This window comes from Acidobacteriota bacterium, from assembly GCA_016184105.1.
Lineage (GTDB): Bacteria > Acidobacteriota > Vicinamibacteria > Vicinamibacterales > 2-12-FULL-66-21 > JACPDI01.
On sequence record JACPDI010000011.1, the window covers coordinates 35,801 to 47,169 of the forward strand.

The 11,369-nt window shown below is 67.1% G+C and carries 9 protein-coding genes; 2 read left to right on the plus strand and 7 right to left on the minus strand.

All coding sequences use genetic code 11. The features are described from left to right. Window positions 1-6: 6 nt before the first annotated feature. From HYU53_03875 to HYU53_03900, 6 genes are all read right to left on the minus strand, one after another. Window positions 7-1,560, minus strand: coding sequence for a cytochrome b N-terminal domain-containing protein (locus HYU53_03875; protein ID MBI2220327.1), 1,554 nt, complete (start codon window positions 1,558-1,560; stop codon window positions 7-9). A gap of 1 nt (window position 1,561) precedes the next feature. After that, complete coding sequence (locus tag HYU53_03880; GenBank protein ID MBI2220328.1) at window positions 1,562-2,038, minus strand: Rieske (2Fe-2S) protein; 477 nt, start codon at window positions 2,036-2,038, stop codon at window positions 1,562-1,564. Between the two features lie 198 nt (window positions 2,039-2,236). Beyond that, the gene (locus HYU53_03885; GenBank protein ID MBI2220329.1) at window positions 2,237-2,824 is read right to left on the minus strand and encodes a methylamine utilization protein; all 588 of its coding nucleotides are present in this window, start codon (window positions 2,822-2,824) and stop codon (window positions 2,237-2,239) included. 15 nt (window positions 2,825-2,839) lie between these two features. Next, window positions 2,840-4,114: a hypothetical protein gene (locus tag HYU53_03890; protein MBI2220330.1), complete on the minus strand. Its 1,275-nt coding sequence runs from the start codon at window positions 4,112-4,114 to the stop codon at window positions 2,840-2,842. 217 nt (window positions 4,115-4,331) lie between these two features. Continuing rightward, on the minus strand, window positions 4,332-5,747 hold the full coding sequence (locus HYU53_03895; GenBank protein MBI2220331.1) for a sigma-54-dependent Fis family transcriptional regulator: 1,416 nt from the start codon (window positions 5,745-5,747) through the stop codon (window positions 4,332-4,334). A gap of 8 nt (window positions 5,748-5,755) precedes the next feature. Continuing rightward, window positions 5,756-7,816 (minus strand): hypothetical protein, encoded by a 2,061-nt coding sequence (locus tag HYU53_03900; GenBank protein MBI2220332.1) that lies wholly within the window; start codon window positions 7,814-7,816, stop codon window positions 5,756-5,758. A gap of 190 nt (window positions 7,817-8,006) precedes the next feature. Here HYU53_03900 and HYU53_03905 point away from each other — a divergent pair, with 190 nt between their 5' ends. After that, window positions 8,007-9,677, plus strand: a complete 1,671-nt coding sequence (locus HYU53_03905; protein MBI2220333.1) for a hypothetical protein — start codon at window positions 8,007-8,009, stop codon at window positions 9,675-9,677. 37 nt (window positions 9,678-9,714) lie between these two features. After that, window positions 9,715-10,476: a rhomboid family intramembrane serine protease gene (locus HYU53_03910; protein MBI2220334.1), complete on the plus strand. Its 762-nt coding sequence runs from the start codon at window positions 9,715-9,717 to the stop codon at window positions 10,474-10,476. A 10-nt stretch (window positions 10,477-10,486) separates the two neighbouring features. Here HYU53_03910 and pheA read toward each other — a convergent pair whose 3' ends face one another. Further along, complete coding sequence (gene pheA, locus HYU53_03915) at window positions 10,487-11,302, minus strand: prephenate dehydratase (protein ID MBI2220335.1); 816 nt, start codon at window positions 11,300-11,302, stop codon at window positions 10,487-10,489. Window positions 11,303-11,369 lie beyond the last annotated feature (67 nt).

The window sequence follows — 11,369 nt, forward strand, 5'->3', positions numbered from 1 at the left end:
GTCGCTTCAGATCCGGAACCAGGGGGTCACGAGGACGTAGTGAACCTGGAAGACCAGGCGCAAGATCATCTTGATTGGCATCGCCAGCATCCCCAGCACCAGCGACATCAGGACGAGGTAGCGCGTCCGGCCGATGACGCCGAACACGCCGGGGCGCAGCCGGCGCGGCAGATATAAGCCCGCGCCGAAATACAGGGCGATGGCCAGGGCGCCAACCGGCCACGGAAAGTCCCACGTCTTTTCATAAACCGGCTTCTGCACCTCCCAGCTTTCCCAGAACCAGTACCAGACCCAGCCCGGGCCCCGAAAGAACTGGCCGATGATGATGAGACCTATCCACAGGAAGAACCCGAAAAGAAACACCGCCGTGGCATACCGCCTCTGCCAGAAGTTGTAGTAGCCGACGCCCGCGCGGTTCGGGTCGAGGTATGGCAGCAGGACCAGTCCAACGACGATCAGGCCTGGAATGAGAACGCCTGCAATCCACGGGTCGAAGTACACGAGCATCTCCTGCAGACCCAGGAAGTACCACGGCGCCTTCGCGGGGTTCGGCGTGTTGGTGGGATTGGCAACCTCCTCGAGCGGCGCGTTGACGACGAGCGACCAGACGTGCAACACGAGGAGCGACAGGACGACCGCGAGGAACTCGCGCGCCACCAGGTGCGGCCAGACCTCGACGAGGGCAGGGGCTGCCTTTCTGGCGACCGGCTTGGGCTGCGAAGCCGGTGCATCGCCTGCGGATCCCGCTTCGGCGGCGGCATCCGAGCCGCTGTCCCCGCGCGCGAATGCCGCCGCCGACGTCGAGAACCGATCCTTCCGGACGCGCCAGAAGTGCACCGCGACCAAAACGGCGGCGGCGAGCGGCAACGCGAGGCAGTGCAGCACGTAGAACCGGATGAGAGCGCTCTGGCCCACCGTGCGACTCCCGAGAATCAGGAATCGCAGGTCGTTGTCGTAGGTGACGAGACTGAACGGTCCTTCTGCGCCGAGCACCGGCGTCGCCGTCGCCATGTTGGTGCCGACCGTGATGGCCCAAAACGCGATCTGATCCCAGGGCAACAGGTACCCCGAAAAGCTCAGAAGCAGGGTCAACACGAGAAGGATGACGCCAACGACCCAGTTGAACTCCCGCGGCGGTTTGTAGGACGAGGTCAGGAACACCCGCAGCATGTGCAGCCAGACGGTGATGACCATCGCGTGCGCCGCCCACCGGTGGAGGTTGCGCAGGAACTGGCCGAACGGGACCACGAACTCGATGTCCTTCATGTCGTCGTACGCCCGGCGCGTGTCGGGGACGTAGTAGAACATCAGGAACACGCCGGTGAGCGTGAGAAGGATGAAGAGGAGGAACGAGAGCCCGCCCAATCCCCACGTGTAGGAGAACCGCAGCCCGCTCGCCGGCATCGTCGTCGGGTGCAGGTGCAGGAAGATGTTGCCGCTGACCTGCAGCAGGCGGTTCCGCCGGGTGTCCTCGTACCCGTGCCGGAACATCGAGCGCCCGGCGGATGACGCGACGATTCGAGACCATGCCTGCGTGGGCCAGGCGCGCCAGCGCGACACGTCACACCTTCAGGAGCGCTTCAGGGCTGTTCCACTCGCCGAGTTCCTGGCGGTAGCTTCGACTCCGGTCCACGAGGAGCTGCCCGTCGTCGGCGATCTCGATGCGGAACCGTTCCAGCGGCCGTGGCGCCGGCCCCTCGAAGTTGACACCCGACCGGTAGAACCCGCTGCCGTGACAGGGGCACTTGAACTTCTCTTCGGTCTCGATCCAGTTGGGGGTGCAACCCAGGTGGGTGCACTTGGCGGACAAGGCGTAGAAGCCGTCCTCGCCGCGGACGATCCACACGCGGTACCGCCTCTTCCAGCGCTCGCTGACCTCGCCGGCGGCGTAATCGCTCGGAAGGCCGGCTTTGAACGCGGCGGCCGGCTCGAAGGTCACGCGCGGGAAGAGCATCCTCAGCGATCCGCCGGCCATCCCGAACAGTGAGCCGAGAAACGTCCACCATGTCACCCGCGACAACCAGTCGCGTCGCGGCATCCAGAGATTGCCCGCCGCACTGTCGCTCGCCGGCGTCTTGTCCTCCACCGTCCGACACCTCCTCCACGTCTACGAACCGCCGGGTCGTGGCGGGCCGCCGCGGTTGCGGCGATCTTCAACCACGGCGTACCACAACATCACGGCCAGCCACCCGACCAGCAGCGTCAAGGGGATCACGACTTCGCTCATGAAGGCCCGCTACTTGCGAAGCTCGAAGTCCACCTTCAGCGTTTCACCCGCGCCGACGGTGATCCGCTCGCGTTTTTCCTTGAGCTGCTCCCGCCAGGACACGATGTCATGCGTGCCAGGCGGCACGTTCTTCAGGACGTAGGTGCCGTCGGAGGCGACCTGCGCCACAAACGGCGTTTCCACCACGACCACGTACGCCGACATCTCCGCATGGACGTTGCACAGCAGCTCGACGACGCCCGGCTTGTCGAACACGACGTACTTCGTGACGCCGCGCGGGTAGGTGCCGAGATTGAACCGCTTGACCGGCGAGGGTGAAAAGACGTTGTGGCGAACCTCGTCGCTGTTGGGGAACGCGACCTTCGTTCCAGTCACCACCGGGAGCACGTGCGGCACGAAGGCCAGCTTGAGCTGGTCCATCACGGCCTCCGTCGTTGGCGCGAACGCGCGGCCGGCGACCTTCTCGATGTACACCAGCGCTCCGGCGCAGTCGCGCACGCCTCGGCACGTCACCTTGCCTTGGACCGTCGCCGTCTGAGCGGCGGCGCCGGCCCCCTGGGCCAGCACGAGAGCGATCACAGTCAGTCGCGTGCGCACTGGGATCACTCCTGGTCAGAACAGCAGATCGAGCCGGATCCGGCCGAATGTGTCGCCGCTCTTCTCGAGGAACGACTCGGACTCGGCCACCACACGGACGTTGGCGCGAATCGCCAGCACGATTGCCGGCACAATCTTCTTGATGTCCCTGCCCATCACCGCGTCGCGGAAGACGGTGTCGTAGCGGACCGCCGCCAGGATCCAGGGCTTGATGACGTAATCCGCCTGGACGAAGGCGGCGGTGAACTCGTTGGCGGCTCCCCCCGGCGCCATCTTGTCGCGCCCCCGCATGACGGCCGCGTACAGGTTCAGGTCGCGGAAGAACAGATCGACGTCTCCGCCGGCACGCCAGAACTCGTCCTCGCGCGCCGGTGTCCCGAAGAGGCCTTTGCCGACGTAGCCGAAGGTTCCGATCCTCACCGAGTCGTCGCGCCAGTTGTTGCTCTGCGGGAGTTCTTCGGTTTCTTCGGCCGAGCCGGCGACGCCGAACCCGCCGATCTTGTAAGACAGACGGTAGTACACGTCCTTGGCCGTGTTGTTGTCCCTGAAGGGACCGTTTCCGTTGACCACACCCACGGCGTACTCGACGCCCCCCTTCCCGCGCGGCCCGCTCTTCACTCCCCAGAACTCGATTCCCGCCTGCCGCGTCTTGAAGTTCAGCCCGCCCGAGACGTGCGTGAAATCCGACGTGATGACGTCGGACTGCGTGACCCGCCGCCAGAAGCGCGAGAACGGCACCGCTCGCGGCTCGAACCGGCCGACCACGAGGTTGGCGAGCGTCGTCCCGCCGATGTGATCGAATTGCGCGAACGCGCGCGCCAGGTCGAGGCGGTCGCCGGAGGTAATCTCCAGTTCTCCCCAGTACGAGATGTTCTCCCCTGCCGTTCCGCCCACCAGGAACTCGAACTCGTTGGGGAAGACGAAATCGACCTTCGGCGCCGCCGGGTTGGCGGGATTCGGGTTGAGCACCGTGTCCGAAAAGATCCGAATGGCCAGCGGCGCCACGCCCGGAATCCCGCCGGGCCAGACGGCGTTGGGCCACACCCGCTTCCATGCGGGCGCGCCGAGCGGCACGTCCGGGATCTTCACGAACTTCTCGTCGTTGGGCGGAATGCGGTAGCCGTTGTTCCGGAACGCGATGCCGAACGCATTCAGCTTCGGAATGACCACGTGGCACGTCGTGCACGCGGTCTGGTAACGACGGGCAAATGCTGGAATCGCGTCTGCCCGACCCGGCCACAGGAAGAAGGCGATCGCTGCGAGACAGGTCGCAGTCAGCGAACGTCTCATCTCGGCTCTCCTTTCAGGAAGACAGATCGGCCGGAGTGGCCGCCACCGGATGAGCAAGCCGAATACCGGAGATCTGTCGGCGGGATGCGGGTAGCCGGTTCAGGCGGAAGTCGTCATCGCAGCGCGGGTTGGAGAGGCGACGGGTCAGGCCTGCACCGGGCGGGCGCGGTGCCATGAGCGTCGCAGATTCGCGACGCTGTCGCACGGGTGCGACAGGCTAGTTCGAACGCCTGCGGGCCGCATCACCCGGCGGCGGACCTCCGCCACGGAAGTCCTGGGGACGGAGGCCATGGCGGGCGAGCAGGCGGTGGAGCACCGTGCGCTTGAGGCCTGCCCGGGCCGCCGCGCGCGAGACATTCCCACCGGAGACCTCCATCAGGCGCTGGAGGTACGCCGTCTCGAACTCGGCGATCGCCTGCTGCTTGGCGGATCGAAACTCTCCGCTCAGGGCCCCGCCGCTGCGGAAATCGGTCAACGATGAAGGCAGGTCGGACGGCATCACCTGATTCGACTCGGTCAGGGAGACCGCCCGCTCGATGACGTTGCGCAACTCGCGCACGTTTCCCGGCCACGCGTGGCGGTCGAGCACCATCACGGCGGCAGCCGAGAGGCCTCGGACATCCTTGCCTTCTCGCGTGGTGAACTCCTTCACGAAATGCTGGGCGAGCAGTTGGATGTCGCCGGCCCGGTCGCGCAGCGGCGGGGTGGAGATCGACACGACGTTGAGCCGGTAGTAGAGATCCTCGCGAAAGCGCCCGGCGCGCACGAGGTGCTCCAGATCCTGGTTCGTCGCCGAGAGAATCCGGACGTCGACCGGAATCTCGCGGGCACCGCCGAGCCGCCGCACGCTGCGTTCCTGCAGCACGCGCAGCAGCTTGGCCTGCATGGGCAGCGCGAGGTTGGAGATCTCGTCGAGGAAGAGCGTGCCGCCGTCGGCGTGTTCGAGCAGGCCGGCTCGCGTCGCGACGGCGCCTGTATAGGCGCCGCGCTCGGCGCCGAACAGCTCCGATTCGAGCAGCGTCTCGGGCAGCGCCGCACAGTCGACCGGCACGAAGGGACGCCCGCCGCGGCGGCTGGCCGCGTGAAGAGCCCGGGCGACCAGCTCCTTGCCGGTTCCGCTTTCACCGGTGATCACGATGTTGGCGTCGGTATCGGCGACTTTGCGGATCACATCGACCAGCTGCTGCGTCGCAGGGCTCGATCCGATGATGTGCCTGAAATCCGGGCTGGCCGTCACCTGCCGCTTGAGCACCGCGTTCTCGTCGCGCAGGCGGCGGAACTCGATCGCCCGCTCCACCGCGATCTCGAGTTGCTCCATGGTGAACGGCTTCGGAATGTAGTCGAACGCCCCTTCGCGCGTGGCGCGCAGGGCCGTCTCGATCGTGGCGTGCGCGGTGATGATCAGGACACCCAGCCGCGGATCCCGCCGGCGCGCGAGCTGCGCCACTTCCAGTCCGTTCCTCCCCGGCATCACCAGGTCCGCGATCAACAGGTCGAACTCGTGGGCCGCCAGCCGCGATTCCGCCTCCTCGGACGTCGACGCGGTCTCCACCAGATACCCGCGCCGCGACAGGATCTTGTCGCACGTGGCGAGCATGTCCACTTCGTCGTCCACGATCAGAATACGCGGCATCGCGTCGCTCACAGAGCGCCTCGGCCAGGAAGACGTCCCTCGAGAGCCGGGTCCACGGCTGCGGCCGGGGCACCGGCCGTCGTCGCGGCGGCCTCGACGTCCCGCCGGCCGGCGAGCGGGAGCCTGACACGAAACTCGCTCCCGGCGCCAGGGGTACTGGCCACGTCAATCGTTCCCTGGTGATCGCGGACGATGCCGTACGCAATGGAAAGCCCGAGCCCGGTGCCACGGCCGGGCTCTTTCGTCGTGAAGAACGGGTCGAAAATCCGGTCGAGATGTTCCGGGGGGATCCCGGCTCCCGTGTCGCGCACGACAACCTCCACCGCGCCGGCTCCCGGCTGCCCGGAGACATCGATCGCGATGGTCCCACCCGCCGCCGTCGCGTGCACGGCGTTGATCAGGAGATTCATGAAGACCTGCTCCATCCGGGTGGGATCGCCGAGGACCGGGTCGGCGCTTGTACCAGTCCTGCTCAGCCGGATCCCCTTTTCCACGATCATCGGCCGGACAAGGTCGACTGCCGCGTCGAGAACGCCGCCAACCAGGACGCGCTCGCACCGCAGCGGCGCAGGGCGCGTGAAGGTCAGGAGGTCGCGGACCGTCTTCGCTATTCGATGCGCCTGCCGCCGGATCGTGTGCAGGTCGTCGGAGATCCCGGCGCACTGGGGGTTGTCGCTCGTGACCGAGAGCAGATAGTCGGTCCGCGCGACCAGGATGCCGGCGGGGTTGTTGATCTCGTGCGCCACGCCGTCGGCCACCGACCCGATCGAGGCCAGACGTTCGGCGCGCGACAGCCTGTGCTGCGTCTTCTCCAACTCCTCGAACTGGCGGCGAATCGTGCGATCCGCCACCAGGACGAGCATGCCGTTGACCAGGCTCGCGATGAGGACCGCCAGGGTGAACACGGCGAAGGCGAGCTGCATCTGCCAGCCGATCCGCTCGTTGATCCGCGCCAGGCTGTGAACCAGATCCACGCGTCCGAGAGGTTGCCCTTCGACGACGATCGGCGCGAAGACCAGGGAGGCGACGGAGAAATCCTCGAGGCTGACGCGGGGCCGCGGGACGCGCTGACCGATCCATCGTTCCTGATCGATCTCGCCGTTTTCATTGATGGTCAGCGCCATGCTCCGCCCTCGCAGCGAGACCTCCACGCGGCGGAGATCCGGGTACCGTCCGAACTCCGCCACCAGCTTCCGGACCACGTCGTCATGTGTCACGACCCGATCCGGCGGTTCACCGCGCTGCGTGTAATACAGCATGTGCCCGCGGACGAACTCGGCCAGGTCTTCCGACTGGAACGCCGCGAACTCGGTGAGCTGGCGACGCTGGATCTCCGATACGGCCAGGATCAGGCTGCTGGCCAGCAGGACGAACGTGAGATTGAGGCGAAGGAAGAACCGCACCGTGGTCTGCACGGTCTCGCGTTCGAGCGCCAGCGTCAGCAGCACCAACGCGACGAGCGTGCCGGTATGTTCGAGGGCCCACGCCAGCTCGGTGGCTGCCGGTCGCCATGCGCCGAGCCCCGCCGTCAGGCGCGCCGCCGCCAACACGAGAAGCGCGGCGGCCGAGAGCGCGTGCGCGCGCCAAATCAATCCCGCGCCGATCAGGAGCACCGCGCCCTCGGCCGCACGCGCGGTCGTCAAGGGAACGATGCTGCGCATCGCCAGGTCCGCATCTGAGGGGACACGCGCCGCCACAACCACACACAGCACGAGGCCCGTCGCGACGACGACAGCCGCCGCTCGCCGTCTGCCGCGCAGGAGGAGGTACCCGCTCACCAGGAGACTGACGCCGATCAGGCGAAGCAGGTCCGCTGAAGACAGCAGCCAGTGGTAGCCGGCGTCGACTGACGCCGGCGGACACACCGCCAGGCGGCAGTAGACCGCGCGGGTCGCGAAGGCGAGGGTCAGGAGTGCAAAGCCGGCGAGGAGGAGACGGCTGGCAGCTGAAGATCCGGTGGATCGCTCGCTGGCGCAGATCCACAGCAGCACCACGAAGGCCAGCCCGCTCAGAACGAGCTGAAACAGCACCAGTACGAACGTGCCTTGCGGCGAGAAAGACAGCACCATACGGCGCCTGGTTCGACTTCGCGGCTCGCGCTAATGGGGACTGAGCACAGAGCAAACGACGTACCGGCCGGGTTGTGACGGGAACGCTGCCGAAATTGCGGCGGAATCGAGGCGGCCGGTGGTTGAACCGGGCAATTGCCGGAAATCCGGCAACGCGGCGAGCCGCTTGCCCGGTTCGTGAGGAGATAATGTGGCCGTGCACACCCGGCGCAGCGCGTACGTCGAGGGGCGTGAGCTGGCGCTCGTGGTGCTCGGCTCCGTCGTCCTGACCGTCTTTCTCACAGCTCCGCTGCCATTTCGGCTCGGGACCGCCGCCCGCCTCGACAACGCCGATACCCGGTTTCTGATCTGGAATGTCGCCTGGGTCGCGCGAACGCTCGTCGTCGATCCGCTGCATGTCTACGACGCCAACATCTTCTATCCGCACCGATGGACGCTCGCCTACTCGGAAAGCAATCTTGGCGCGGGCGCGCTCGCGGTCCCGGCGTACTGGGCGACCCGGAACCCGTACTTCGCACACAACCTGGTCGTCCTGCTGTCGTTCGTGCTCGGCGCAACGGCCACGTACTATCTCGTTCGTTCTCTCGTGGGCGACAGGCGCGCGGCGGCAATCGCCGGAATCTGCTTCGCGTATTGCCCGTATCTCTTCTCCCATCTGCCGCACGTGCATCTGCTGATGATCGCCGGGCTGCCCCTGAGCATGCTGGCGTTCCATCGGCTTGCCGACCGGCCGACGGCATGGCGCGGCGCCGCGCTCGGCGCCGCCGTCGGTCTGCAGGCCGTGTTCTGCGGGTATTACGGCATCTTTGCCGGCCTCACGGTCGGCTTCGCGGCGATCGTCATCACCGTGACGCGGCGGCGCTGGGCCGACGCCGCGTACTGGACGGCGATCGCCGTCGCCGCCCTCGTCACGATGGCGATCGCGATTCCGCTGTTCCTGCCATACCTGCGCCTGAGGTCGGAAACGGGCTTCAGCCGGCCGCTGGAGGACTCGCGCCTCTGGTCGGCCACGTGGCGCACCTACCTGGCGTCGTCGGCCTACGCGCACGCGTGGATGCTGCCGATCATCCGGCAATGGAACGAGGTGCTGTTCCCCGGTTTCGTGGCGAGCGTGGCGGGCGCGGCGGGGCTTGCGTTCGGCTGGCGCGCGGGCGGCCGATTGCGCGAAACCGCCGTCTTGTACGGCGGGCTTGCCGCGCTCGCGTTCTGGGCGTCATTCGGACCGGACGCCGGCTTCTACCGTGGCCTGCACGCGATCGTCCCCGGCTTCGGCTTCCTCCATGCGCCCAGTCGATTCGGTGTCGTCGTCGTGTTCGCGCTGTCGGTGATGGCCGGCGTCTCGATTTCGGCGCTGCTCGCCCGGCTGGGGCGCTCGCGGTTCGCGGCTCGAGCGGCCAGGCTGGCCGCCGGTGTCCTGGTTGCCGCGGCGGCGCTCGAGTTGAAGACTCCGCTGGCGTTCCCACCGGTGCCCCCCGTGGAGCCGGCCTATGGCGTCCTCGCCACGCTGCCGCGTGGTCCGGTGATCGAGATACCGTTTTACTCGAACCGGTTCGCGGCGGCGCGAACCGAATACCTGCTCAACTCCACCGCCCACTGGATGCCGCTCGTGAACGGGTACAGCTCGCACACGCCGCGGGATTTCATCGAGCACACGAACGCATTGGCCGGATTTCCGAGCCTCGAGGCGTTCACACTCCTCGAGCGCGATCGTGTCAGGTATGCGGTGTTCCATCTCAACCGGATCGGCCCTGACGCGCGCGAAGACGTCCTCGCACGCCTGCGCGCGTTCGACCGCTACCTGGCGCGCCGGTATGCGGACGATCGAATCTGGCTGTATGAAATCCTCGAGTTCCCGCGATGACGCCGCCCAACTCTGATATCTCTGACGGAGGCTTCCGGTGATCCCTTACCACGACGAAAACGCCACCCAGCGCCGGGCGTACGTGACGATTGTCCTCGTGGCGATCAACGTCGCGGCGTGGGTCCTGGTCCAGGGTGCCGGCGCCCCGGTGCCGCTGGCGACCTCCGTCTGCACCCTCGGGCTCATCCCGGGCGAGCTGACGATGAGCGTGCCGCCGGGTGCGGGGTTTCCGATGGGCGACGGCCTGGTGTGCGTGACGGATCCGGGGCGCCAGGCGGGCAACGTGATGACCTCGATGTTCCTCCACGGCTCGTGGATGCACCTGCTCGGCAACATGTGGTTCCTCTGGCTGTTCGGGAACAACGTGGAAGACTCGATGACGCGGACGCGGTTCATCGTGTTCTATCTGCTCTCAGGCCTCGGTGCCGCGCTGTTGCAGGTGATGATCGAGCCGGACTCGATCGTGCCGATGGTGGGCGCCTCGGGCGCGATCAGCGGCGTGATGGGGGCGTACCTGATTCTCTATCCACGCGTTCGCGTGTTTACGCTCGTGCCGCTCGGGTTCTACATGACGTCGATCGCGCTGCCGGCCTGGGCGATGCTGATCTACTGGATGGTCCTGCAGCTGCTCGGCGGGGTCTCCCGCATCGGATCCGGCGGCGAAGGGGGCGTGGCGTTCTGGGCGCACGTCGGCGGGTTCGTCGCCGGCGCGGGTCTCATCAAGCTGTTCGAGCGGCGCGATCGCGTGCGCTCCCATCAGGCGCACCGCTGGCGGCCGGAGCGCGTCGGGCTGCGGTGAGCGGCGCGTTTCAGGGCATGCAGCGCGGGTAGGACCCCAGATCCCTGACCCACCGCGCGAACTCCGTGAGGTGCTCGATGGCGCGGCCGCAGCGCGGATCGTCGCGTCCGACGCCGAGATCCACGTAGAAGAAGTACTCCCAGGGCCGCCCGCGGTCGGGACGCGACTCCAGCTTGGTCAGGTCGATGCCGCGCAGGGCGAAGACGCTCAGCGCCTTGAACAATGCCCCCGCCTCGTTGTGCAGCGCGAAGGCCAGCGTGGTCTTGTCGGGAGTCCCGAGCGGCTCGGGCTCGCGGGCGATCAGCACGAAGCGCGTGATGTTGTCCGCGTAGTCCTGGATGCCGGCGCGCAGGATCTCCAGACCGAAGATCTCTGCGGCCCTGGACGAGGCGACCGCGGCGGTGTCGGTCAGGGCCTGGTCGCGAATCATCTGTGCGCTTCCCGCGGTGTCATAGGTGGCAACCACCTCGACACCCGGGAGCGTCTGCAGGTAGCGCTCGCACTGCGCCAGCGCCTGGGGATGCGAGAACACCCGCTTGATGGCGGAGAGCGGCGTGCCGGGCAGCGCCAGCAGGCTGTGCACGACCGTCAGCTCGGTCTCGGCCACGATCGGCAGCCCGTGCTCGAGCAGCAGGTCGTAGTTGCGGTGAATGCTGCCTCCCACGGAGTTCTCGACCGGCAGAATGCCGTGCGAGGCGCGCCCGGCAGCGACCGCGGCGAACACGTCCTCGAACCGCTCGAACGGCAGCGTTTCCGCCTGCGGCCACACGGCCAGCGCGGCGGCTTCGCTGTAGGCTCCGGCAGTGCCCTGAAATGCCATTCGCATAGTGCATCAATAATAATGATGTTCTGGTTCCGGGTGCCGGGGTTCACAGTCATGAGATTCGCCCCGT

What these genes read in the sequence shown, in the direction of transcription:
- HYU53_03895 (MBI2220331.1), bottom strand. Translation starts at nt 5,747, where the DNA reads ATGCCGCGTATTCTGATCGTGGACGACGAAGTGGACATGCTCGCCACG.
- HYU53_03900 (MBI2220332.1), bottom strand. Translation starts at nt 7,816, where the DNA reads ATGGTGCTGTCTTTCTCGCCGCAAGGCACGTTCGTACTGGTGCTGTTT.
- HYU53_03890 (MBI2220330.1), bottom strand. Translation starts at nt 4,114, where the DNA reads ATGAGACGTTCGCTGACTGCGACCTGTCTCGCAGCGATCGCCTTCTTC.
- HYU53_03880 (MBI2220328.1), bottom strand. Translation starts at nt 2,038, where the DNA reads ATGCCGCGACGCGACTGGTTGTCGCGGGTGACATGGTGGACGTTTCTC.
- pheA (MBI2220335.1), bottom strand. Translation starts at nt 11,302, where the DNA reads ATGCGAATGGCATTTCAGGGCACTGCCGGAGCCTACAGCGAAGCCGCC.